The 24,324-nt window shown below is 69.7% G+C and carries 18 protein-coding genes; 10 read left to right on the top strand and 8 right to left on the bottom strand.

Features of this window, described 5'->3' with window-relative positions; all coding sequences use genetic code 11:
• Positions 1 to 9: 9 nt before the first annotated feature.
• The 4 genes from AB0D85_RS09740 to AB0D85_RS09725 are packed head-to-tail and all read right to left on the bottom strand — an operon-like array spanning position 10 to position 4,054.
• Entirely contained in the window at positions 10 to 1,113 is a 1,104-nt protein-coding gene (locus AB0D85_RS09740; RefSeq protein ID WP_362316286.1) for an NAD(P)-dependent alcohol dehydrogenase, read from the bottom strand.
• A 56-nt stretch (positions 1,114 to 1,169) separates the two neighbouring features.
• Complete coding sequence (locus tag AB0D85_RS09735) at positions 1,170 to 1,490, bottom strand: 2Fe-2S iron-sulfur cluster-binding protein (protein ID WP_362316283.1); 321 nt, start codon at positions 1,488 to 1,490, stop codon at positions 1,170 to 1,172.
• 15 nt (positions 1,491 to 1,505) lie between these two features.
• Positions 1,506 to 2,729, bottom strand: a complete 1,224-nt coding sequence (locus AB0D85_RS09730) for an FAD-dependent oxidoreductase (RefSeq protein WP_362316280.1) — start codon at positions 2,727 to 2,729, stop codon at positions 1,506 to 1,508.
• Positions 2,726 to 4,054, bottom strand: a complete 1,329-nt coding sequence (locus tag AB0D85_RS09725) for a cytochrome P450 (RefSeq protein WP_362316278.1) — start codon at positions 4,052 to 4,054, stop codon at positions 2,726 to 2,728. Before AB0D85_RS09725 ends, AB0D85_RS09730 begins: the two co-directional genes overlap by 4 nt.
• A gap of 206 nt (positions 4,055 to 4,260) precedes the next feature.
• Between AB0D85_RS09725 and AB0D85_RS09720 the strand changes: the two genes are divergently transcribed.
• The 3 genes from AB0D85_RS09720 to AB0D85_RS09710 are packed head-to-tail and all read left to right on the top strand — an operon-like array spanning position 4,261 to position 7,580.
• On the top strand, positions 4,261 to 5,814 hold the full coding sequence (locus AB0D85_RS09720) for an AMP-binding protein (protein WP_362316275.1): 1,554 nt from the start codon (positions 4,261 to 4,263) through the stop codon (positions 5,812 to 5,814).
• Between the two features lie 28 nt (positions 5,815 to 5,842).
• On the top strand, positions 5,843 to 6,721 hold the full coding sequence (locus AB0D85_RS09715) for an SDR family oxidoreductase (RefSeq protein ID WP_362316272.1): 879 nt from the start codon (positions 5,843 to 5,845) through the stop codon (positions 6,719 to 6,721).
• 46 nt (positions 6,722 to 6,767) lie between these two features.
• The gene (locus AB0D85_RS09710) at positions 6,768 to 7,580 is read left to right on the top strand and encodes an enoyl-CoA hydratase/isomerase family protein (protein ID WP_362316270.1); all 813 of its coding nucleotides are present in this window, start codon (positions 6,768 to 6,770) and stop codon (positions 7,578 to 7,580) included.
• 37 nt (positions 7,581 to 7,617) lie between these two features.
• Here AB0D85_RS09710 and AB0D85_RS09705 read toward each other — a convergent pair whose 3' ends face one another.
• A complete protein-coding gene (locus AB0D85_RS09705) occupies positions 7,618 to 9,849 on the bottom strand; it encodes an alpha-L-fucosidase (RefSeq protein WP_362316266.1) in 2,232 nt (743 codons plus the stop codon).
• Positions 9,850 to 10,172: 323 nt separating this feature from the next.
• On the opposite strand from AB0D85_RS09705, the gene AB0D85_RS09700 reads away from it, so the two are divergent.
• Complete coding sequence (locus AB0D85_RS09700) at positions 10,173 to 10,895, top strand: FadR/GntR family transcriptional regulator (RefSeq protein ID WP_362316263.1); 723 nt, start codon at positions 10,173 to 10,175, stop codon at positions 10,893 to 10,895.
• 34 nt (positions 10,896 to 10,929) lie between these two features.
• Here AB0D85_RS09700 and AB0D85_RS09695 read toward each other — a convergent pair whose 3' ends face one another.
• On the bottom strand, positions 10,930 to 12,048 hold the full coding sequence (locus tag AB0D85_RS09695; protein ID WP_362316260.1) for an ROK family transcriptional regulator: 1,119 nt from the start codon (positions 12,046 to 12,048) through the stop codon (positions 10,930 to 10,932).
• Positions 12,049 to 12,275: 227 nt separating this feature from the next.
• On the opposite strand from AB0D85_RS09695, the gene AB0D85_RS09690 reads away from it, so the two are divergent.
• The 6 genes from AB0D85_RS09690 (at position 12,276) to icmF (ending at position 22,911) form a co-directional block, all read left to right on the top strand.
• Positions 12,276 to 13,634 (top strand): extracellular solute-binding protein, encoded by a 1,359-nt coding sequence (locus AB0D85_RS09690; RefSeq protein ID WP_362316257.1) that lies wholly within the window; start codon positions 12,276 to 12,278, stop codon positions 13,632 to 13,634.
• Positions 13,635 to 13,662: 28 nt separating this feature from the next.
• Complete coding sequence (locus AB0D85_RS09685; RefSeq protein ID WP_362316255.1) at positions 13,663 to 14,601, top strand: sugar ABC transporter permease; 939 nt, start codon at positions 13,663 to 13,665, stop codon at positions 14,599 to 14,601.
• On the top strand, positions 14,598 to 15,434 hold the full coding sequence (locus tag AB0D85_RS09680) for a carbohydrate ABC transporter permease (protein ID WP_362316253.1): 837 nt from the start codon (positions 14,598 to 14,600) through the stop codon (positions 15,432 to 15,434). The genes AB0D85_RS09685 and AB0D85_RS09680 overlap by 4 nt, the downstream gene beginning before the upstream one ends.
• Before the next feature lie 34 nt (positions 15,435 to 15,468).
• Positions 15,469 to 17,070 carry an alpha-amylase family glycosyl hydrolase gene (locus tag AB0D85_RS09675; RefSeq protein WP_362316250.1) on the top strand — a complete coding sequence of 534 codons (1,602 nt, stop codon included), beginning with the start codon at positions 15,469 to 15,471 and terminating at the stop codon, positions 17,068 to 17,070.
• A gap of 47 nt (positions 17,071 to 17,117) precedes the next feature.
• The gene (locus AB0D85_RS09670) at positions 17,118 to 19,532 is read left to right on the top strand and encodes a discoidin domain-containing protein (protein ID WP_362316247.1); all 2,415 of its coding nucleotides are present in this window, start codon (positions 17,118 to 17,120) and stop codon (positions 19,530 to 19,532) included.
• Between the two features lie 154 nt (positions 19,533 to 19,686).
• Positions 19,687 to 22,911: a fused isobutyryl-CoA mutase/GTPase IcmF gene (gene icmF / locus AB0D85_RS09665; RefSeq protein ID WP_362316244.1), complete on the top strand. Its 3,225-nt coding sequence runs from the start codon at positions 19,687 to 19,689 to the stop codon at positions 22,909 to 22,911.
• Between the two features lie 28 nt (positions 22,912 to 22,939).
• Here icmF and AB0D85_RS09660 read toward each other — a convergent pair whose 3' ends face one another.
• Positions 22,940 to 23,578, bottom strand: a complete 639-nt coding sequence (locus tag AB0D85_RS09660) for a TetR/AcrR family transcriptional regulator (RefSeq protein ID WP_362316241.1) — start codon at positions 23,576 to 23,578, stop codon at positions 22,940 to 22,942.
• Between the two features lie 130 nt (positions 23,579 to 23,708).
• Complete coding sequence (locus tag AB0D85_RS09655; protein WP_362316238.1) at positions 23,709 to 24,296, bottom strand: helix-turn-helix domain-containing protein; 588 nt, start codon at positions 24,294 to 24,296, stop codon at positions 23,709 to 23,711.
• Between the last annotated feature and the right edge of the window lie 28 nt (positions 24,297 to 24,324).

Genomic DNA, 24,324 nt, shown 5'->3' with positions numbered 1-24,324 from the left:
TCCTGACTGTCATGCGTGCACGAGCACGATCTTCACGGCCTCGCCGCGCTGCTGCGCCGCGACGGCCTCGTTGATCTCCGAGAACGGCTTCGTCGTGATCAACTTGTCGAAGGGGAACCGTCCGGACCTGTGCAGGTCCAGCAGGTGGGGGATGAAGACGTCCGGGTCGCTGTCGCCCTCGACGATCCCGGTGACCGTCACGCCCAGCACCTGCGCCTGGATGAGATTGACGGGGAGCGCCGCCGCGGGATCCGCGGGCACGCCGATGATGCCGAGCTTCGAGCGCTGGCCGAGCGAGGCCATGGCCTGCTCCAGCACGGGGACCATCCCGGTGGTGTCGATCGCGTGGTCCACGCCGTCGGGGACGATGGCACGGACCTGTTCGGACAGAGGGCCCGCGGCGGGGTCGACGACATGGGTGGCCCCCAGCGAGAGCGCGAGTTCCCGGCGCGTGGCCTCGGGCTCCACGACGACCACGGTGGCGAGTTCGCGCACGGCTGCCGCCAGCACGGCGGACAGCCCCACCGAACCGCCGCCGAGCACCAGCAGCGACGAACCAGGCTGGCAGTCAAGGGAGTTGAGGACGGCTCCGGCGCCGGTCTGCACCCCGCAGCCCAGCGGGCCGAGCAGACTCAGCGGTGCGTCGTCGGGCACCTTCACCACGTTGCGCTCGTGCGCGATCGCATGCGTCGCGAACGAGGACTGACCGAAGAACCCCGACCCGAGCGCGGTGCCGTCGAGGTGCAGCGCGCTGCTGCCGTCGGGCCGCGCCCCGCCGAAGTTGAGGGCCATGAACTGCCGGCAGTAGGCGGGTTCACCCGTACGGCACTGCGGGCACAGCCCACAACTGTCGAAGGTCAGCCCGACCTTGTCACCGGGGGCCACTTTGGTGACGGCGCGCCCGACTTCGACGACCACCCCGCTTCCCTCGTGGCCGAAGACGCCCGGCAGCGGGAACGGCAAGTGGCCGTCCCGGGCGGCGAGATCGGTGTGGCACAGCCCGACACCGGCGATCTCGACGACGATCTCGTCGTCCGCCGGATCCGACAGTGTGACCTGTTCCAGTGCGAACGGGCCGCCGAGTTCTCGCACCACGGCCGCGGTGATGTCCATGGGTCGCTCCTTTGCCTGGGGGGTGTCTGAGGTGTGTGAGGGGTGTCTGAGGGGGGTCAGTTGTCGCCGCCGGCCACGGTCACCCGTACCGGCGCGCAGTCGTCGGTGAGAATCAGCTGGCAGGCCAGCCGGGAGTTCGGCCGGACGCCGTCGGTGAACTCCAGCAGTTCCCGCTCCTCGTCCGAGGCCTCGGGGAACGGCGACCCGGACGAGTCGTCGAGGTACACATGGCAGGTGGCGCACGAGCAACTGCCGCCGCACTCCGCGACGATCCCGGGCAGGTTGTGGTGGACGGACCCCTCCATGACGCTCTGTCCGCCGGGGACTTCGACCTCGTGGACGGCTCCGTCGGGTACGACGTAGGTGACCTTGGGCATGCGGGTGCTCCGTGCTCAGTTCAGGACGGTGTCGGACAGCCGCGTCCCGGCGTCCGCCAGGCGCAACGGGTCGATGCGCCGTCGGGTGGCGATGAACTTCCGGCCGGCCGCGAACTCGGCGGGTGCGCCGACGGACTCCACGGCGGTGACGACCTGGTCCTCGTGGTGGAAGAGCGCGAAGCGGCCGGCGGCCGGGTCGCCGCGCAGGACGACCTCGCGTCCGTCGTCGACCAGCCCGGCGATCTTCAGCTTGAGGTCGAACTGGTCGGACCAGAACCAGGGGACCTCGGGCGGCGGAGGGGCGGTGCCCAGGATGGCGGCGCAGGCCTGTCCGGCCTGTTCCGTCGCGCTGGGGATGGACTCCAGACGGACCGCCCCGTCCGCGCCGGTGACCGGGCGGCGCGTCGCGTCCCCGATGGCCAGGACGGACGGATCGCCGGTACGTGCCGACGCGTCCACCAGGATCCCCTGGTCGCAGGCGAGCCCGGCCGCCGAGGCCAGTTCGTCCCGGGGAGCCGCGCCGACCCCGACGAGTACGGCGGCGCACCCGACGCGGGAGCCGTCGCCCAGTTCGACACCGTCGACCCGCCCGTCCCGCCCGCCGAACCGCAGCAGGCGGGCCCCGGTGACGATCCGGGTGCCCCGCGCCCGGTGCCGGTCCGCCAGGAACTCCGCGAACCGGGCGCTCGCCGTACGGGCCAGCACCCGCGGCTCCCGCTCGACGACCGTGACCTCGACGCCGTGGGCCCGGGCGACCGCGGCCACCTCCAGGCCGACGTAACCGCCGCCGATGACGACGAGTCCGCGTCCGTCCAGCAGGTACTTGCGCAGGACACGGGCGTCGGCGAGGGTGCGCAGGGTGATCACGCCGTCCAGGTCGGCGCCCGGCACGGGGAGCCGGCGCGGGCGGGCTCCGGTGGCCAGCACGAGGACGTCGTAGCCGATGGCGTCCCCGGAGGCGGTGCGTACCTGCCGGGCGGCCCGGTCGAGGGAGACGACGTGCTCGCCGAGGCGGATGTCGATGCCCTGCTCGCGGTAGAACTCGGCGGGGCGGAGCCACTGTTCGAGATCCCCCGCCATGAACGCCTTCGACAGTGGCGGCCGTTGGTAGGGATGGTCCGTCTCGCTCCCGAGCAGGACGATCTCCCCCCGGTACCCGCCCTGGCGGAGCCGCGCGACGAGCGTGGCCCCGGCCTGTCCGGCCCCGACCACGACCACCCGGTCCGGGGCTGTGGTCACGACGAAAGTTCCAGGCACACGGGCAGTCTGCGCAGCCCGCCGACGAAGTTGGTCTGTACGACCCGGCGCTCGCCGGTGATCTCGACGCTCCGGATGCGCGGCAGCAACTCCTCGAACATCACCCGGAGTTCGAGCTTGGACAGATGCTGGCCGATGCACATGTGGGGCCCGTAGCCGAAGGCGATGTGCCGGTTCGGCCGCCGCTCGATCCGGAAGGTGTCCGGGTCGTCGAAGACGTCGGCGTCGCGGTTGGCCGACTGGTAGAGCAGCATCAGCCGGTCCCCCTCGCTGATCCGCCGCCCGCGCAGGGTGCAGTCCCGGGTGGCCCGGCGGGTGAACTGCTTGACCGGGGAGGACCAGCGCAGTCCCTCGTTGACCAGGTCGGGCAGCAGCTGCGGGTTCTGTTGCACCTTGGTCAACAACTCCGGATTCAGGGCGAGTTGCTCGATCGTGCCGGACAGGGTGCTGGACGTGGTGTCATGCCCGGCGGTGGCGATGGCCACGAACCAGCCGTAGGCGAAGGTCTTCGGGTAGTACTCACCGTTCTCCTGCTTCGCGCACGCGATGATCGTGGCGAGGTCGTCCCGCGGACTCTTCCTGCGGTCCTCCACCAGGACGTCGAAGTAGGCGTAGAAGTCGTCGATGGCGGCCTTCCACTGGCGGGCCGCGGCCTCCGGGGTCAGCTCCTCGACGTCGGCGCGGCGCGCGTCGGGGTCGGCGGTGCCGAAGAAGTCCTGGGTGAGGGCCATCATCCGGGGCTCGTCGCTCTCGGGCACCCCGAACAGGCTCATGACGACGTGCAGCGGGAAGCCGAGGGCGAAGTCCCTGACGAGGTCGAGGTCGTTGGCCCCGCTGTGCAGGGACTTGCCGATGGCCTCCCGGGCCAGGCCCCGGACGGTGTCCTCCCACTTCTTGAGGTTCGCCGGCCGGAACCAGTCGGCGGCGATGCCCCGCACCGCCGTGTGCTCGGGCGGGTCGAGGTAGGTGACGGCGTCGAGGACGCGCAGACTGCCGCCGAGCAGGCTCCGGGTGAACGCGTCCCCGGCCTGGTTCTGCAGGATCGGGTTGTGCGAACCGGGGTCGGCGCCGCCGCCGCTGGTGAAGACGTCCGGCTGCCGTTCGATCTCCATGACGTCGGCGTGCTTGCTGACCAGCCAGAGGGGGTCGTAGCCCTCGACCTCGACCCGGCCGAGGGGGTTGTTCTCGCGCAGCCAGCGGTAGGCCGCGAAGAGCGGGACGTCGTCGCGGTGGCCCTCCGGCAGAACGATCTGCCGGGCGATGTCGTCCGGCACGGCAGGGGCTTGGATGGCTTCGGCGGTGGTCATGTTCCCTCCCAGGCGAAGGTCCGGTGCTGCCGTGTCGTGATTCCGTACGGCGGCTCGTGGCTCGAAGTGGTCCCCATGCTGGGCGCCGGGACACCGCCGTACATCGCCCCGGTCGAGGGAGGTTTTTCCCCCGGGTCATCCCTCTTGACGGACACATTTGGAGTGACATTAATAATGGTCAGTCCATAACGTGGAGAGAGGGCGTCATGTGGCTCCATGCCGAGATCCGCACGCTCGTCGACCTGCCGAGGTACTGGGCCGCGACCACCCCGGACAAGATCGCGCTGTGTGAGGGCGACCGCTCCCTGACGTACGCCGAGCTGGACGAGCGGACCGACCGCCTGGCCGCCGCCATCACGGCCGCCGGTGTCGCCCCGGGCTCGTGCATCGGTCTGCTGGCCAAGAACTCGGTGGAGTTCTTCGAGCTCTGGTTCGGCGCGGCCAAGGCCGGCTGCGCGTTCGTACCCTTCAACTGGCGCTGCACACCGGCGGAACTCTCCGAACTGGTGGCGGACGCCCGTCCCGCGCTGCTCGTGGCGGGCGCCGAATTCGCCGAAGTCGCCCACAGCGTCTGTGCCTCGGTCACCCCCGCCGTCGAAGTCGTCGTACTGCATGGCTCCGGCCTGGCGGACTGGCTCGGCCGGCACCCCGGCGCACCACCCGCGCCCCGGATCCACACCGAGGACATCGCGCTGGTGTCCTACACCTCCGGTACGACGGGACGGCCCAAGGGCGTGGAGCTGTCCCACGGGGCCTTCGCCAACTGGTTCCTGATCTCCTCGCTGGAACGCACCGAGACGTGGACCTCCGACGACGTGGCCCTCATGGTCATGCCGGGGTTCCACCTGGCGGGAAGCTGGGTCTCGCTGACCGCCCTGTACCACGGTGGGACCGTCGCGATCATGCCCGCTTTCGACCCCGACGCGCTGCCGGCCGCGATCCGGCGCCACCGGCCGACGGTCACCTGCCTGGTCCCCACCGCCATCGCGCTCCTGCTCGACCACCCCGGCACCGCGAGCCAGGACTTCTCCTCGCTGCGCCGCCTCCTCTACGCCGGATCGCCCATCGGACCCGAGACCCTGCGCCGGGCGATCGCCACCTTCGACTGCCAACTGACCCAGTTCTACGGCACGTCGGAGACCTTCATCATCACCCTGCTCCGGCCCGAGCAGCACGACCCGGGCGAGCCCGCCCTGCTGACCTCGTGCGGTGCTCCGCTGCCGCTGGTCGACGTCCGGGTCGTCGACACGGCGGGCCGCGCCCTGTCACCGGGTGAGGTCGGCGAGGTCCTGGTCCGCTCACCCATGATGTTCAGCGGTTACCGGAACCAGCCCGAAGCCACCGCCACCGCGCTGACCGGCGGCTGGTACCACACCGGCGACCTGGGCAGACTCGACGGCGCCGGACACCTGTATCTCGTCGACCGGCTCAAGGACATGATCGTCACCGGGGGCGAGAACGTGTACCCGGCCGAGGTCGAACGCGCGCTCGGCACGCACCCGGGCGTCGCCGCCTGCGCGGTCGTCGGCGCGCCCGACGAACGGTGGGGGGAACGCGTCGTCGCCCATGTCGTGAAGCACCCGGGCGCCGACATCGACGAGCAGGGCCTCCTGGCCCACTGCCGGGCGCTGATCGCCGGATACAAGGTGCCCAAGCAGGTCCGGTTCACCGACGCGCTGCCGATGACCGGCACCGGAAAGATCCACAAGGCCGCGCTGCGAGCACCCCGTGCCGACAGGCCCGCGACCGCCACAGCCTGACCCCTGCTTCACGAGAGGACCTCTGCCCGTGCCCTACCAATCGGTCTTCACCCCGGGCCTGTTCGCCGGCCGCAGCGTCGTCGTCACCGGCGGCGGCAGCGGCATCGGCCGGTGCACCGCCCATGAACTCGCCGCGCTCGGCGCCTCCGTGGCGATCGTGGGACGCGACCCCGGCAAACTCGCCGCCGTCGCCGAGGAGATCCGGGCGGACGGCGGCACCGTCACGCCACACGCCACGGACATCCGGGACGAGAGCGGTGTCGCCGCTGTCGTCGACGAGGTCCTGGCCGCCCACGGCCGGATCGACGGACTGGTCAACAACGCGGGCGGACAGTACCGGGCCGAACTGTCCACGATCACCACCAAGGGGTTCGAGGCGGTCGTACGCACCAACCTGACCGGCGGATTCATCGTGATGCGCGAGGTCTACAACCGGTGGATGGCCCGGCACGGCGGCGCCGTCGTCAACATGATCGCGGACATCTGGCACGGCTGGCCCCACTTCTCCCACTCGGCCGCCGCCCGCGGCGGCATGCTGACACTGAGCGAGTCGGCGGCCACCGAATGGGCCTCGTCGGGCGTGCGGGTCAACACCGTCGCTCCCGGGTCCATCGCCTCCAGCGGCCTCGACACCTACGACGACGCCGACCGCGACTTCATCCAGAACGAGGTCGCCCGGGAGATACCCCTGCAGCGCTTCGGCACCGAGGCCGAGGTGTCCGCGGCGATCGTCTTCCTGCTGTCGCCCGCCGCCTCCTTCATCACCGGCACCTGCGTCCGTATCGACGGCGGCGCGCCGAACGCCAAGCCCGGCTGGTGGCAGCTGCGGTCCCCGGAGCGCGGCGAGCGGTTCGACGGGTTCCACCGCTCCCGGCTCCCCGAGATCCTCGACCCCGCCGCCTCCTGAACCCCCTGAACTCCCTGAACGCTCTGAACCTCCTGAAAGGTCCGCCATGTCAGCGAAGGTCCTCTACGACAAGCGTGGTGGCGTCGCCTACGTCACGCTCAACCGGCCCGAGGTCAAGAACGCGGTCGACATCGAGACGCACGAACTGCTCTGCGAGATCTGGGCGGACTTCCGCGACGACCCCGAGCTGCGGGTCGCCGTGCTGACCGGCAGCGGTGACGCCTTCACCGCTGGCGCCGACCTCAAGACCCACGCCCCCGAGTGGCAGACCGTCGGCCCCATGGTCGGCCGCGAACGCCTCGAAGACGGCCTGTGCGGCATCACCCGCGGCCCCCTCTCCCGGATCAGCAAGCCGATCGTGGCCTCCATCAACGGCTGGTGCCTCGGCCACGGCGTCGAACTCGCCATGGCCTGCGACATCCGGATCGCCTCCGACCGTGCCCAGTTCGGAACCTTCGAGGTCCGCCGTGGCATGCACCCCGCCGACGGCGGCATCGTCCGGCTCGTGAACACCTGCGGTGTCGGCGTCGCCATGGAACTGCTGCTCACCGGCGAACCGATCAGCGCCGAACGCGCCTACACCGCCAACATGGTCAACCGGGTCGTACCCCACGACGAACTCGAAGCACAGACCGAACTGCTCGTGTCCACCATCCTGCGCTGCGACCAGGCCGCCGTGGAGTCCGCGAAGGAGACGGTGCTGGAGATCGTCGGGCGCCCGCTGCACGACCAGCTCCGTGTCGAGGCCATGTGGGGCTACGCCCTGTGCGCCGCCAACCCCACCGTGACCGGCCGCTCGCAGCAGTTCTTCGACAAGACCGACCGAGGGCGCGCCGGAGCGACGGCGAGCCCTCTGTGAGCGGAAGTGGGGACCGGAGCCAGGATCGGTGTGCGGGTCAGAGGGCGGTGAAGGTCCACAGCAGGTTGGTGCTGCTGTCGTAGGTCCACTGCTTGGTGACGGAGCCGGAGGACACGTTGCCGCCGCCGTCCAGGACGAGTCCGGTGGTGCGGTTGGCGACGGAGTAGCGGCCGTCGCCGCGGTGGGTGATCAGCCACTGCTGGTTGGTGCCGCCGTTCCAGGCGGCCTGCCGGGCGGCGGAGCCGTCGGCGGTGGCGCCCCACCCGTCGGCGACCATGCCGTTGGTGCGGTTGACCAGCTTGTAGTAGCCGCCGCCCACCTCGACCGCCTGCCACTGAAGGTTGCTGCTGCCGTCCCAGGTCCACTGCTTCAGGTTGGAGCCGGAGGACACGTTGCCGCCGCTGTCCAGAGCCAGGCCGTCGGTGACGTTGAGGACCTTGACGTACGTGGCCGGGTTGAACTGCACCTTCAGGGACGTCACCTTGTCGTTGTTGCCGGTGGTCCTCAGGTCGGCGTTGTCGGCGGTGAAGGTCCAGGCGGTGCCGGTGAAGTCGTCGCCGGAGTAGCCGATGACCTGGTAGCCGGGGGCGAGCCGCAGGGAGGAGAGGGTGAGCGGGGCGAGGCCGGCCAGGGTCAGGTCGTCCGCGGTGTAGTCGCCGACTTCGAGGACGGTGCCGGAGCCGGAGTAGTCGACGTCCTTGAAGCCCACGGCCCCGGCCAGTGGCCGCAGGCTGGGGATCTCGCCGGTGAAGGTCAGCTTCAGGACGTAGGCGTTCGCGGTGAAGGGCGCGGACGACGGCAGGGTGACCGTCAGGCCCGTGGAATCCTGCGTCGGAGTCGGCAGGCCGATGTAGTTGCCGGCGGTGGAGCCGAGCAGCTTGGCCGACGCCAGCGAGGAGACGTCGATCCGGGCGGAGTTGAGCGTCTTGACCGTCAGTGAACTGCCGGGCCAGCCCAGCACGGTGGCGTACAGGACGGTGTTCGCCTTGTCGCGGGTGAAGCGGATGTCCTGGGCGGTGCCGGCCGTGGGGGTGGTGAAGGAGCCGCCGCCCATCTTCGTGGGGCCCTCGCCGTAGGCCGTCCAGGCCCGCGTGTCGTAGATCGACTCGCCGAAGCGCCCCAGGTAGTCACCGATGGCGAGCAGGATGTCCTTCTGCCCCTGCGGGATCGTGCCGTCGGCCATCGGCGCGATGTTCAGCAGCATGTTGCCGTTCTTGCTGACCCGGTCGATCAGCGCGTGCAGCATCTGCTGCGTCGAGTAGTAGCCGATGCCGGTGGTGTAGCACCAACTGGAGCTGGAGATGCTGTCGTCGGTCAGCCAGTACGGCGCGGTGAGGTCGGCCGGGCCGCCGCGCTCGAAGTCGTAGACCTCGCCGTGGCTGTCGAGGCCGTCCTTGTAGGTGGCGACGACTTCCCTGCCCCACTTGGCGGCCTGGTTGTAGTAGTACGAGAGGAAGTCGAGGCGCTGGGTCTCGTCGACGTGGTCCAGGCGCCAGTCCTGCCACAGGATGTCGGGCTCGGCTAGGTCGATCACCTCCTTGAGCTTGTCGTACCAGAGCTGGTTCTCCTCGGCCGAACTCAGCTGCCCGTACAGCTTCTTGAGGCTCGCGTCCGTCTGGGCGGGCGCGTACTCGTAGTAGCCGGTGAAGTTGTACGCGTGGTGCATCGCCACCAGCAGTTTCAGGTCCTTCGCCCGGATGGCGTCGATGAACAGCTTCAGCAGGTTCAGGCGGGGGCCCTTGGCCACCGAGTTCCACTCGTTGACCTGGCTGTCCCACATGGAGAAGCCGTCGTGGTGCTCGGAGACCGGTCCGGCGAACCGCGCGCCCGCGTCGACGAACAACTGGGCCCACTCCGCGGGGTCGAAGTTCCCGCCGGCCGACTTGAGCTTCGGCGCGAACTCCACGTGGTTGCCGGCGAGGTCGTCCGCGCCGTTGACGAAGTTGTGGAACGGCCAGACCGAGGGGTCGCCGTAGGTGGCGATGTGGTGCTTGTTGGCCTTGCTGCCCGAGTCGTACATGTTGCGCGGGTACCACTCGCTGTCGTACGCGGGGACGCTGAAGACGCCCCAGTGGAAGTAGATGCCGAACTTGGCGTCTTTGAACCACTCGGGTGAGGCGGTGTGTTGGTTCACGGAGTCCCATGTGGGTGTGTAGGAGCTCGACGCCGCCCGGGCGCTGCCGACGGCGAACCCGTCGGCGGCGATCGCGGTGGCCACGACGGCGGTGGCACCGGCCAGGAGTTGGCGTCTGCTGATTGAACTCGGCATGAGGACATCCCTGTTGCGGAGGGGGACGGGGGGACCCGGGCGCCGGATGCTACGCATGAAGGTCGTCCACGTATCCCGTCCATGTCAACAGGCATGCACTCGATTAATGGGATGGATTCTATGGGGCGGGTGGCCGTGGGGGCGTAGATCCTGACCGTCGTACGAGAAAACTGCTGATGAACCGGGTTAGTGTGGTGGAGTGGCGGCTGGATACTCCGATCGCCTCTGCATATACATCCCATCTCCCTGTGGTCGGCGGTGCGTGCGCCCGTATCATCGAGGTCACTTTGAGCCTGCGGAGCCGGGCAGGGAGAGAGGTCGCGGTGTCCCTGACGGACAAGGCCATTGAGCAGATCCGTGAACTGATCCGGACCGGCGCGCTCCCGCCGGGCTCCAAGCTGCCGCCGGAACCGGAGCTGGCGGCCCAGCTGGGTCTGTCCCGCAACCTCGCCCGCGAGGCGGTCAAGGCCCTGGCCGTGGCCCGGGTCCTGGAGATCCGGCGCGGTGACGGAACCTATGTCACCAGCCTTCAGCCGAGCCTGCTGCTGGAGGGGCTGGGCGGTGCCGTGGAACTCCTCCAGGGAGACTCGGCCGCCCTGCGGGACCTCATGGAGGTACGGCGCCTGCTCGAACCCGTCGCCACGGCCCTGGCCGCGACCCGGATCTCCGACGAGCAACTGGCCGAGGTGGAGCGGCATCTGGAGGCCATGCGCGGGGCACGCGACGATGTCGAGCGGCTGAACGCCCACGACGCCGCGTTCCACCGCGCGGTCATCTCGGCCACCGGCAACGAATCGCTGCTCACGTTGCTGGAGGGCGTGTCCGGCCGTACGCTGCGTGCCCGCATCTGGCGTGGCCTGGTCGACACCCGGGCAGCCGGACGCACCCTCGCCGAACACGAGGCGATCTTCGCGGCCCTGTCCCGCCGCGACGCGGCCGTCAGCCAGGCCGCAGCGCTGCTGCATGTGAGCAACACCGAGCAGTGGCTGCGGGAACACCTGCGCTCGGGCGAGTCCGGCGGGTCCAGCGAGTCCCTCGCGTCCTGAAGGGACGGTGCCGCGAATGCCGCGATGGTAGCGGTCACAGCTGGAGCCCCGCCTCGAAGACCTCCTGGTCGATGTGGTCCAGGGCGGTGCGCACCGCGCCCAGCGCCACCGATTCGTCGCCCAGCGCGGAGACCTCGATACGGGGGGTGGTCAGGCACAACTCGCCCAGCCGGTCGCGCAGCGGCTGGAGCAGCTGCTCGCCCGCGCGGGACAGACCGCCGCCGATGACGACGAGGTCGGGGTCCAGGGTGAGCACGAGGGCGGCGATGCCGTTGGAGAGCGCGGACGTGTAGGCCCGTACGGCTTCGGCGGCCTCGGGGTCGGCCTGCGCGGCACCGAAGACGGCCGCGGCGTCGGCGCCATGGGACTCCAGGTCGCCGGGGGCGTCCCACCAGCCGAGCATGCGCAGGTTGCCGATCTCGCCCGCGGCGCCGTTGGGGCCGCGGTGCAGACGTCCGCCGACGATCATTCCGGCGCCGGTGCGCCGGCCCGCGAGGATGTAGACGACGTCGTCGACATGGCGGGCGCAGCCGCGCCAGTGCTCGGCCAGGGTCGCGAGGTTCGCGTCGTTCTCGGCGTTGACCCGGCAGCCGAACCGGTCGGCGAAATAGCCGCTCAGGTTCACCCCGGTCAGCCCGGGCAGGACCGTGGAGCGGGTCATGCGTCCGGCGCGGTCCATGAGACCCGGCAGGCCGACCGTGAGTGCCCACAGGGACGACGGTGCCAGCCGGGCCTCCTGGAGGCACTCCTCGACCAGGTTCCCGGCGCGTTCCAGGCGGTCGGGGCCGGGCAGGTCGTCGCCGAGTGCGCAGCGCCGGGTGGCGACGACCCGGCCCCCCAGGTCGGTGACGATCACCAGCGCCTTGCGCATGCCGATGTCGAGACCGACGGCGTGCCCGGCCGCGGCGTGGAAGCGGAAGCGGCGGGCCGGGCGTCCCATCGCCCCGTCGTCCGGGGGGAGTTCCTCGGCCCAGCCGCGGGCGGTCAGGTCGGCCAGCACGGACTCGACCGTGGGGCGGGAGAGCCCGGCGGTCTTCGCCAGCTGGCTGAGGGTCGCCGGCGTACCGGTGTGCCGCAGGGCACGCAGCGCCGCCTGGGCGTTGTGGGCGCGGATGAACGCCTGGTCAGCGCCGCTGTTCTCACGATTGCGCATGCCATCCCTCGGTCATGGGACGCACCGGCGTCGCCGCCGATGGACCCTCGCTTCTGTAGGGCACTTTCATATTACTCGCGCGTGAACCCTTGACGACCGCTGATTACGAGGCTGTACTGAGCCGCGCCGACATACGAAAAGCATCTTCGTATGTATGAAGTCCCGGGAACGCCCCTTCCCGCCCGGACAGTCCTTCCCCACCCTCGGTCGCAGCCAGGAGTCGCACCATGTCACACGCCATGACCACCCGCCGGAGACACGGCCGCCCGATCCGCCACGGCGCGGGTGCCACCGCCGCGACGGCGGTCCTGCTCCTGGTGGCCGCCTGCGCACCGGGCGGGGCGTCGTCGGACACGACGAGGACCACGGCGGTGTCCACCACGATCCCCTCGGACAAGAAGATCACCCTCACGCTCGCCACCTCGGAGAACGCCGGGCTGACCAAGGGCCTGATCGCGGCCTTCGAGAAGGCGCACCCGAACATCACGATCACCATGAAGTACACGGGCTACGACGACTACAACCACTCCCTGGGGCTGTCGCTCGCCTCCGACTCCTCGCCGGACATCGTGCTCCTCAACATGGTCGGCACCACGGTGAGGAACAAGCTCCTGCTGAACCTGGATCCCTACGCCAGGGCGTACGGCTGGGACAAGATCTACCCGAGCTCCCAGCTCTCCCAGTGGCAGGTGGGTGCCGACGGCACCTCGCTGGGCACCGGCCATCTGTGGGCGGCCCCGGCCGGCTTCTCCATGGTGGGCGTCTTCTACAACAAGGAACTCGCCGCCAAGCTCGGCATCACCTCCCCGCCGACCACCCTCGCGGAGTTCCAGGCCGACCTCGACAAGGCCGAGGCCGCCGGGAAGACGGGCCTGCAGATGCCCAACCTGGACGGCCACTCCGCGTTCGTCGTGCAGTCGATCGCCCAGTCCGTCGACGGCGCCGAGACCACCCGGAAGTGGTTCGAGGGCCGTACCGGATCCACCTTCGACACCCCCGGCAACCTCCAGGGCGCCCAGAGCCTGCTGAAGTGGTCCAAGGCCGGCGAGCTCTCCAAGGGTGCCAACGGCACCGACCTCTCCGGCGCGGTCGCCGCCTTCGCCAAGGGCGACGGCCTCTTCCTGGTCGACGGCAACTGGGACGCGGCGACCATCGACAAGGCCCTGCCCGGCAAGGTCGGCTTCGTCGCCTACCCGAAGGCGTCGAGCGACGGGAAGTACGCGGCCGTCGGCGGCTCCATCGCCTACGGCATCTCCGCCCGCTCCAAGAACGCCGACGCCGCTGCCGCGTTCCTCGACTTCTGGCACAGCAAGGCGGCGGCCCAGGTCCAGCTGGACCACTACTTCATGCCGGCCGACTCCAGCAGTTCCGCCGGCTCGGACGCCAAGAGCGTGCTGGGCGACATGTCCAAGGCGTGGGCCCAGGTCAACCAGGACAACGGCCTGGTCGGCTTCTACGCCAACGCCACCTCCTCGATGAACGACACCCTCACCTCGTCCTCGCAGTCCCTGATCGCCGGCCGTGTCACTCCGCAGGAGTACGTCGACGCGGTGCAGAAGGACTGGTCCAAGGCGCACACCAAGTAGGCCGTCGAGGCAACCGGAAGACCGTGTGATGACCAAGACCCTGGACCGGCGCCGTCAGACGCCGGCACCCCCCGCGCCGGTGCGCCCGGCCCGGCGCCCACCCCGCCGGGAGAGCCGCCGGATCGCCTACCTGCTGCTCGCCCCCGCGCTGCTCGCCTACACCGTGTTCGTGGCCCTGCCCTGGCTGCACACCATGTGGCTGTCCCTCTACGACTGGGACGGCATCGGCGTGGGCACCTGGGCCGGCCTCGCCAACTACCGTCAGGTGCTGACCGATCCGGACCTGTACGGGGCGATCGAGCACTCGCTCGGCTTCGTCCTCTTCTACTCGGTCCTGCCGATCGTGATCGCCCTGGTCCTGGCCGCCGTCCTCGGCGGCCGGACCGGCGCCGGGGGATCCGCGGCCCGGGCGGTCCTGTTCCTGCCCCAGGTGGTCCCGCTGGTGGCCGGCGGTATCGCCTGGCGCTGGATGTACGCCCAGGACGGCGTGGTCAACCAGGTCCTGAGCGCCGTGGGGCTCGGCGGCCTGACCCGCGCCTGGCTGGGCGACTTCACCTGGGCCTTCCCCGCGGTCGGCCTGGTCGGCACCTGGGTCATGCTCGGCCTGTGCCTGGTGTTCTTCCTGACCGGCATCGCCAAGATCGACCCGGCGCTGTTCGAGGCGTGCCGTATCGACGGCGCCGGTCCGGTGCGCACCTTCTTCGCGGTCACCCTGCCCGCCCTGCGCAACGAGATCGTCGTCGCCACGGTCGTCACCGTCATCGCCGCCCTGTCCAGCTTCGACGTCGTCTACGCCACCACCGGCGGCGGCCCCGGCGACTCGTCGATCGTGCCGGCCGTCCTCATCTACCGACTGGCCTTCACCGATGGCCAGGTCGGGCTCGCCTGCGCGCTCGCCGTCGTGCTCAGCGTGCTGATCTCGGTCATCGTGCTCGCACTCGGCCGACTCTCCAAGGAGGACTCATGAGCGCGTCCGTCATGAGCACCCGCGCCGAACGACTGACCGGCACCGTCGTCCTGTGGGCCTTCGCCGCAGCCGTCCTGGTGCCCTTCGCCGCCATCACACTGGCCGCCCTGCACCCGGCCGGCGCACCCGTCGCCGGGCTGTCCTGGCCGTCGACCCCGCACTTCGAGAACTTCCGGCGGGCCTGGACCATCGCCGGCTTCGGCTCCCTGCTGCGCTCCAGCGCGACCATCGCCCTGGTCGTCGTACCGATCGGCGGGCTCTTCGCGACCATGGCCGGCTACGCGTTCGGCACCATGCGCTTCACCGGCAGCAGGCTGCTGTTCTCCTTCCTCCTCATCGGACTGACCCTGCCTCCGGAGGCCGCGGTCATCCCGCTCTACTACGACCTCAAGCAGGTCGGCCTCACCGACTCCTACTGGGCGCTGATCCTGCCGCTGATCGGCCTGTACATGCCCTTCGGGGCCTTCTGGATGCGGGCCCACTTCCTCAGTGTCCCCAGGGAACTCGCCGAGGCCGCCCGGGTCGACGGCGCGAGTGAGTGGTCGGTGTTCCGGCGCATCATGATCCCCACCGCGCGCCCGGCCATCGCCACCCTCGCCATGCTCTTCTTCGTGTGGAGCTGGAACCAGTTCCTGCTGGCCCTGATCCTCATCCAGGAGCCCTCCCGCCGCACCGCACCGGCCGGTCTCGGCTTCTTCATCGACCAGAACACCCGTGACGTGCCCATGCTCTGCGCCGCCACGCTGATCGTCATCGCCCCCGTGATCGCGCTGTACCTGATCGGCCAGCGTCACCTCATCCGCGGCATGACCCAGGGCGCGGTCAAGGGCTGACCCCACCCCCACACCGAGTCAGGAGTACGACTTCTTGAACGCCCCCTCGAACGCTGCCTGGTGGACCGAGTCCGTCACCTACCAGATCTACGTCCGCAGCTTCGCCGACTCCGACGGAGACGGCGTCGGCGACCTCGACGGCATCCGCTCCCGACTGCCGTATCTCCGCGAACTCGGCGTCGACGCCGTCTGGTTGACGCCCTGTTACCCGTCGCCCCAGCACGACCACGGGTATGACGTGGCCGACTACACGGACATCGAACCGGCCTACGGCACCCTGCACGACTTCGACCGGCTCGTCGCCGAGGCGCACGGGCTGGGCCTGCGGGTGCTGCTGGACATCGTGCCCAACCACTGCTCGGTCGAGCACCCGTGGTTCCGCGCCGCGCTCGCCGCCGGACCGGGCAGCCCCGAGCGCGAACGCTTCCACTTCCGTCCCGGCGACGGGGACGACCCCCCGAACAACTGGCGCTCGATGTTCGGCGGCCCCGCCTGGCGGCGGACGCCCGACGGCGAGTGGTTCCTGCACCTGTTCACCCCGGAACAGCCCGACTGGAACTGGAACCACCCGGACGTGGTCGAGATGTTCGAGGGCGTGCTGAGGTTCTGGCTGGACCGAGGTGTCGACGGCTTCCGTATCGACGCGGCCCAGGGGCTGCACAAGGACCCCGAACTCCCGGACGTGGCCGACCCGTTCGAGGAGGAGCGGATCGCGGACGCCACCAACGTCCACGCCTGGAACCGCCCCGAGGTGCACGAGGTGTACCGCGCCTGGCGGCGCATCGCGGACGAGTACGCCGCGCGGGACGGCAGCGACCGGCCGCTCATCGGCGAGATCACCGGCATCGGCAAGCGGCATCTGCACGAGTACGTCCAGCCCGATCAACTCCACCAGGGCTTCTTCTGGGACCTGCTGGACTCGCCGTTCGACGCCGAGGCGTTCGCGACCACCATCCGGCGCGGCCAGGACCAGGCGGCCCGCACCGGCGCGCCGGTCACCTGGGTCCTCGGCAACCACGACACCGTCCGCGTCGCCACCCGCTACGGGGGCGGCGCCCCGGGCGCAGGTCCGGGTGACATCGAGGCCGGCACCGCACGGGCCCGCGCCGCCGCCCTGCTCGCCCTCGCCCTCCCCGGCGCGGTCTACATCTACCAGGGAGAGGAACTCGCCCTCCCCGAGGTCGTCGACCTCCCCCTCGACCGCATCACCGACCCCATCTACTGGCGTACCGAAGGCCGCCGCCTGGGCCGCGACGGATGCCGGATCCCCCTGCCCTGGAACGGTACGACGGCCCCGTTCGGCTTCTCCGGCACCCCGCACACCTGGCTGCCCCAACCACTCTCCTTCGCCCGCCACACCGTCGAACACGCGCAGTCCGACCCCGCCTCCACCTGGCACCTCTACCGACAGGCGCTGCGCCTGCGCCGCGACCTCCTCGCCGACGCCGGTCCCGTCCAACTGCTCCCGGCTCCTCCCGGAGTCCTCGTCTTCCGGCGAGGGGACGGCTTCACCTGCGCCGTCAACACGGGGGACGCCCCGGTGGACGCACCGCACCCCGGCACCCCCCTCCTGTCCAGCGCCCCGCTGCCCGCCGGCAAGCTGCCCGCCGACACGGCGGCCTGGTGGACCGACTGACCCTCCCCGGAATCCCACCTCCGTCTTCCGAGAGGACACCCGTACCCGTGCAACCAAGAAGACTCCGCGCCCGGAACGCGTTCCGGGCCGTCACCGCCGCCGCGCTGGGCCTGTTCAGCGCCGGGCTGCTCACCGTCGCCGGACCCGCCCCGAGCGCGCACGCGGCCACCTCGACCGTTGTGTCCCGCCTGGTCGCGGGCCGCGAGATCCAGGTCGACGGCGTCCCGTTCAACCCGCTCCCGGTGCAGTACCGCGTCGACCGGGCCCTGCGCTACAACGGGCTGACGCTCGCCGACACGGCCGCCTTCTACGCGGACGCCAAGCGGCTCGGCTTCAACACCATCAGCATCCCGTTGCTCTGGAACAAGTTCGAGACCAGCGAGGGCGTCTACGACTACACCTGGCTGAACTCGTTCATCGACAACGCCAAGGCCAACGGGCTGAAGCTGGAGGTCATCTGGTTCGGCTCGAACGTCGGTGGCGGCGGCGCCTCGAACTTCATGCCGTCGTACATCCAGGACGACACCACCACCTACCCCCGGCAGCTGAACTCCGACGGCACGGCCCGCCAGTGGACCAACACCTGGGACGGCACGGTCACCCCGTACAGCCTGGAGGACCCAAAACTGCTCGCGCGTGAGGAGGCGGCGCTCCAGGCCGTCGACGACCACCTGGCGAGCTACGACACCGCGCACACCACCATCGGCATCCAGGTCAACAACGAGCCGACGCCCGGGACCTGCAACGGCGACCGCTCCTACGACACGGACACCACCGACGCGTACAACGCCTACGTCGCCGCCAACGGGTCCATCAGCGGCAAGGACTTCGCGAACATGGAGCTCGCGGTACGGCAGAACAGGCTGGCCGAGGTGATCAAGGGCGGACCCTATGTCACCTACACCCGCATGAACCTGTCCTGCAACAACGACCCCAACAAGTTCGTCACATACAGCCCGGACATCGACTTCGTCGGGATCGACCCGTACACCACGTCCGTCAGCACCATCCAGAGCAAGATCAAGCCCGACCAGAAGCTGATCTCTATCCCGGAGAACGGGCCGTCCTCCAACACCGGGGGCACCTCCAACGTGCCCGCGCTGATGCTCGCCGCCTACGACTCCGGGGCGGTCGACTACTCCACGTACCAGCTGGCGTACGAGATGAACGACAGCGACGTGTGGAACCGCTACACGATGGTCAACCTGGACCACACGGACACCGCCTACGCCGGCCCCGCGAGCAACGCCGTCACCCAGCTGGGCAAGGACCCCCAGCTGATGAGCAAGGCCAACGGCGTCGACCTCGGCTACTTCTACAGCTCCAGCAGCAGCTACAGCACGACGAAGACGCTCGGCGCGGTCACCGTGAAGTACGCGACCACCGCGAGCGGCAGCGGTGTGGCGGAGACCGACCAGAGCAACGTCTACCTGATGGGGCTCGGCGCGTCCGGCACCTTCACCGTCACCGCGTCCTCCGCGCCGACAGCCGCCTCGGACGGCTACTTCGACGCCCATCACAACTGGGTCGCCTCCGGCTCCGCCGCCTTCACGGACAACGGCGACGGAACCTACACGGTGACCGCGTCCAGCAGTCAGTTCATCCGGCTGACCTTCGGCTCGGGCCTCAGCACGGCCACCATGACCGCGAGTTCGACGGCGAGCTCCGGCGGCGCTCCGGCGAACGCGATCGACGGAAACCTGGACAACGCCTACGTCAGCGCCGACACCCCGTCCTTCCCGCAGACGCTGACCGAGACCTACGCCGGCCCCCAGAACATCTCGGGTGTCACCGTCGCCTGCGAGTACTGCCAGGGCCAGGGCATCACCAAGTTCGACGTCCAGGTGTCGGTCGACGGCTCGACGAACTGGACCACGGTGGCCTCGTCCGGGACCCTCACCTACTCCACGAACAGTTCCACCGTGGAGAGCAAGACCGTTGAGTTCCCGGCCCAGTTGCAGGTCAAGGGTCTGCGGCTGGTGGTGAACGCGGCGAACCTGAAGTGGAAGCACTACGTCGTGGACGAGCTGCTCCCGATCCTCGACGGGCCGGCCTACTACTACCAGATCGCCAACCGGAGCGACGGGACGTACCTCAACCTCGAAAGCGGCGGCACCTACGTGGACGCCACCGCGCTCGGCGGGCCCGACTGGTGGTCCGCGCAGTGGACCCTGAGCGCCACCTCCGACCAGTACCTGCGCTTCAGCAACCGCAACACCGGCGCCTACCTCCACAACCAGGACGACCTCGCCTACCTGGAACACGGCTCCCTCGGGAACTCCAGCTGGTGGAGCGCCCAGTGGACGTTCGTCCCGACCGACTCCGGGTACGCGCAACTGCGCAGCCACTACAAGACGAGCAACTACATCAGCCTCCAGAACGACCTCGGCCACGCCGAACAGGGCACCCTGAGCGACTCGACGTCATCGAGCTCGCAGTGGGAGTTCCTGCCCACCCGCTGAGAAACGCACAGAGTCGGGCCTCGACGCCGGGGCCCGACTCTGCCGTCCGCCCGCTGTGCTCATGCTCACATGCACTGTCACCTAGAGTAGTTTACTAGGACGTCCTACTATTCCTGTAGTCGCTGTTCCCCAGCCCTGTCAGGGAAGGCATTCCATGAGCGCGTTGCACCAGCCCCTGCACCCGGTCCGTCTGGTCACGGCCTCGGCGCTGTTCGACGGACATGACGCGTCGATCAACATCATGCGGCGGATCTTCCAGTCGCAGGGCGCGGAGGTGATCCACCTCGGCCACAACCGGTCGGTGCGGGAGGTCGTGGACGCGGCGCTGGAGGAGGATGCGCACGGTGTGGCGGTCTCGTCGTACCAGGGTGGGCACGTCGAGTACTTCGAGTACCTGGTCGAGTCGCTGCGCGCGCAGGGCGCGGACCACATCCGGGTGGTGGGCGGCGGGGGCGGAGTCATCGTGCCCGAGGAGATCGCCCGGCTGCGGGGGAGCGGGGTGACCATCTTCTCTCCGGAGGACGGGCAGCGGATGGGCCTGGCCGGGATGGTCAACTCGGTGCTCCGGGACTGTGACTTCGACCTGTGGGACGGCAAGCAGGCCGACGTCGACGCGGTACTCGCCGGGGACAGGTTCGCGGTCGCCCGTGCCGTCACCGGTGCCGAACTGGGCAAGCTGCCGCCGGAGTTCCTGGCGCGACTGCGGGAGCCGGCCCGTGTGGTGCCGGTGCTGGGCATCACCGGCACCGGCGGTTCCGGGAAGTCGTCGCTCACCGACGAGTTGGTGCGGCGCTTCCGAGTGGACCAGCAGGACAAGCTGCGGATCGCGGTGATCGCGGTCGACCCGACCCGGCGGCGTGGCGGCGGCGCGCTGCTCGGCGACCGGATCCGGATGAACTCCCTCGACGGGAACCGGGTGTTCTTCCGCAGCCTGGCGACCCGTGGCAGCCGTGAGCTGCCCGAGCACCTTCCCGACGTGCTCGACGTCGTCAAGGCGGCCGGCTTCGACCTGGTGATCGTGGAGACCCCGGGCATCGGCCAGGGCGACGCGGCGATCGTGCCGTTCGTCGACACCTCCCTGTATGTGATGACACCGGAGTTCGGTGCCGCCTCGCAGCTGGAGAAGATCGACATGCTCGACTTCGCGGACGTGGTGGCGATCAACAAGTTCGAGCGGCGCGGCGGCAAGGACGCCATGCGCGACGTCGGCCGCCAACTGGTGCGCAACCGCGAGGCGTTCGGCATGCGGCCCGAGGACATGCCGGTCTACGGCACCTCCGCGGCCACCTTCAACGACGACGGCGTCACCGCGCTCCACCAGTACCTCAAGACCGCCCTCGCGGAGAAGGGGCTGCCGCTGTCCGGTGGTGCCCTTCAGCCGGTCGATGTGCGCCACTCCTCCGGTATCCGGCAGGTGGTCCCGGCCGACCGGGTCCGCTACCTCGCCGAGATCAGCGACTCCGTCCGCGCGTACCACGGGGAGACCGGCCGGCTGGCCGAGGCGGCACGCCGGGTGCAGCGCCTGGAGGCGGTCCGGGCCGAACTCACCGGGGCGGGCTTCGACGCGAAGGACGTACGGTCGCTGCTGGCGGACGCACAGCGGCAGCTGCCGTACGAGATCACGGAACAGATCGGGGACTGGCCTGCGGTCGTCGCGTCCTACTCCGGCGACGAGCAGGTCGTGACGGTCCGGGACAAGGAGATCCGTACCAAGCTCAACCGTGAGTCCCTCTCCGGGAACAAGATCCCCCGCGTCGCCCTGCCCCGCTTCACCGACCACGGCGAACTGGTCCGGTTCTGGCGCGCGGAGAACCTGCCGGGCCGCTTCCCCTTCACCGCCGGGGTGTTCCCCTTCAAGCGTGACGGCGAGGACCCGGCCCGGATGTTCGCCGGCGAGGGCGACCCGTTCCGCACCAACCGGCGCTTCAAGCTGCTCTCCGAGGGGCAGCCCGCCACCCGCCTGTCCACCGCCTTCGACTCGGTCACCCTCTACGGCCGCGACCCCGACGAACGCCCCGACATCTACGGCAAGGTCGGCACCTCCGGCGTCTCGGTCGCCACGCTTGAGGACATGAAGGCGCTGTACGACGGCTTCGACCTGGTCGCCCCGACCACCTCGGTCTCCATGACCATCAACGGACCCGCGCCGACCATCCTCGCCTTCTTCCTCCACACGGTGATCGACCAGCAGACCGACAGGTTCCGCGCCGCCGAGGGCCGTGACCCCTCGCCCGACGAGGCGGCCGGGCTGCGGGCCCGTGCGCTGGCGACGGTGCGCGGCACGGTGCAGGCCGACATCCTCAAGGAGGACCAGGGCCAGAACACCTGCCTGTTCTCCACCGAGTTCTCGCTTCGGATGATGGCCGACATCCAGGAGTGGTTCATCGAGCAGAAGGTCCGCAACTTCTACTCGGTGTCGATCTCCGGTTACCACATCGCCGAAGCCGGGGCCAACCCGATCAGCCAGCTCGCCTTCACCCTCGCCAACGGCTTCACCTACGTCGAGGCCTACCTGGCCAGGGGCATGCACATCGACGACTTCGCCCCCAACCTCTCCTTCTTCTTCTCCAACGGCATGGACCCCGAGTACTCGGTCCTGGGCCGGGTCGCCCGCCGCGTCTGGGCGGTCGCGATGAAGGAGAAGTACGGCGCCAACGAGCGCAGCCAGAAGCTGAAGTACCACGTGCAGACCTCCGGACGCTCCCTGCACGCCCAGGAGATGGACTTCAACGACATCCGTACCACGCTGCAGGCCCTCATCGCGATCTACGACAACTGCAACAGCCTGCACACCAACGCCTACGACGAGGCCGTCACCACCCCCACCGAGGACTCCGTCCGCCGGGCCCTGGCCATCCAGCTGATCATCAACCGGGAGTGGGGCCTGGCCATGAACGAGAACCCGCTCCAGGGCTCGTTCGTCATCGACGAGCTCACCGACCTCGTCGAGGAGGCCGTGCTGAAGGAGTTCGACCGGATCAGCGAACGCGGCGGGGTGCTCGGCGCGATGGAGACCGGCTACCAGCGCGGCCGTATCCAGGACGAGTCGATGCTCTACGAGCAGCGCAAGCACGACGGCACCCTGCCCGTCATCGGCGTCAACACCTTCCGCAACCCGCACGCCGACACGGCCGAACCCGTCGTCGTCGAACTGGCCCGCGCCACCGAGCAGGAGAAGCGTTCTCAGCTGACGCGGGTCCAGGACTTCCAGGCCCGCCACCAGGAGCCGGCCCATACCGCCCTGGCCGCGCTCAAGGACGCGGCGGTCAGCCGCGACAACGTGTTCGCGGTCCTGATGGACGCAGCCCGCGTCTGCTCCCTCCAGCAGATCACCGACGCCTTCTTCGAGGTCGGCGGCCAGTACCGCCGTAACGTCTGAAAGGACCTCCCGAGGGGGCAGGGGAGGGTCAGGTGTGCGCGATGCTGCTCACCGCGGAGCGCAGGTCGTCCTCCTCGTGCAGCGGCGGGGGCAGCGGGGTCGCGTTGGCGGGATTGAGCGAGTCGAACAGCAGGGCGATGAAGCGGGCCCGGAGGGAGGGGGGAGTACCCGGAATCGCCAGGCCGGCGACGGCCATGACGAGAAAGCGCGGGATGTCCTCCGCGGTGAGATCCTCGCGGACCTCCCCCTGCTGCTGCGCGCGCAGCAGCAGGGGGTGCAACGACTCGCTGACGCGCTGAAGGGCGTCCACGGCGACATCGGTGAAGTTGCTGACGAAGGTGACCAGCCCCTTCTCCTCCGTGATCAGGTCGAGCAGCCGGGTGGCGACGTCCTGGAGCGACCGGCGCGGGTGCGGCGAGTCGGCCGCCCGGTCGATGAGGGGGAGCAGGTCGGTCTTGAGGATGTCGTCGAGGACCGCGCGGACGAGGGCCTCCCGGTTCGGGAAGTGGCGGTAGAGGGTCGCGATGCCGACGCCCGCCTCGGCCGCGATCTGGTCGAGGGACCCCTCGGCCGTGCCGAGGACGGCCCGTCCCGCGGCGGTGATGCGCTCCACGCTTGAGCGTGCGTCGACCCTGCGTCGTGGACCGCGGTCCTTGGCGGTGGCCATCTGAGGCTCCTTCTCGTTTCCCTCCACTGAGATGAAGGCTATCCGGACCCCCGCCCAACTGATAGTAATCTATCTGTTCGACAGTGCACTCTCGGTTTGAGAGTACCTTCTTATGATGCCGGACTTCGTCTCATTCCCCCTGGTGCTGCCTCGCGGCGGCCCAGCCGATCAGGGCGCCACGCAGCGCGGAGACCAGACAGCCCGCGGCCTCGTCCTCAGTGCGTCCGCTCTTGATGAGGTCGAGGATGTCCCGGGGATCGAACAGCGCGTTCCACAGGAACAGGGCCTCGTCGCCGAGGTCGCCGAGGCCGAGGTCCTCGGTGGTCTGCCGCAGCGGCTCGGTGAGCGCCTCGGCCTGCGGGGTGAGGTAGGCGGTCCCTTCGCGCAGCCGCTCCAGATAGCCGCGGTGCGAGCGCATCTGGGCCATCGCTCCGCCGTGTTCGAGGACGAGGGACACCCAGTACCGCGACACGGCTTCGAGCCGGGCCATGCCCCGGGTGGTCTGCCGCACGCTGAAGTCCCGCAATTCGGAACCCACTTGGGCCCGGAAGGCGTGCAGGATCTCCTCGACGGAGGAGAAGTGGCGGTAGGCCGTCGCGGTGGACACCTCGGCGTGCCTGGCGATCTCGGCGAGGCTGACCGGCGTCGGCGAGTTCTCGAAGAGCAGCGCGGCGGCCTTGATGAGATGCCGGCGGTTGCGCTCGGTGTCACTGCGCATGGGGCGACTCCTCGTGGTGGGCGGGACG

Origin of the sequence: Streptomyces sp. NPDC048277 (assembly GCF_040652235.1) — a bacterium.
Classification (GTDB): Bacteria; Actinomycetota; Actinomycetes; order Streptomycetales; family Streptomycetaceae; genus Streptomyces.
The sequence above is the reverse complement of the archived record's forward strand: the minus strand, read 5'-3'. Positions and strand labels throughout refer to the sequence as shown.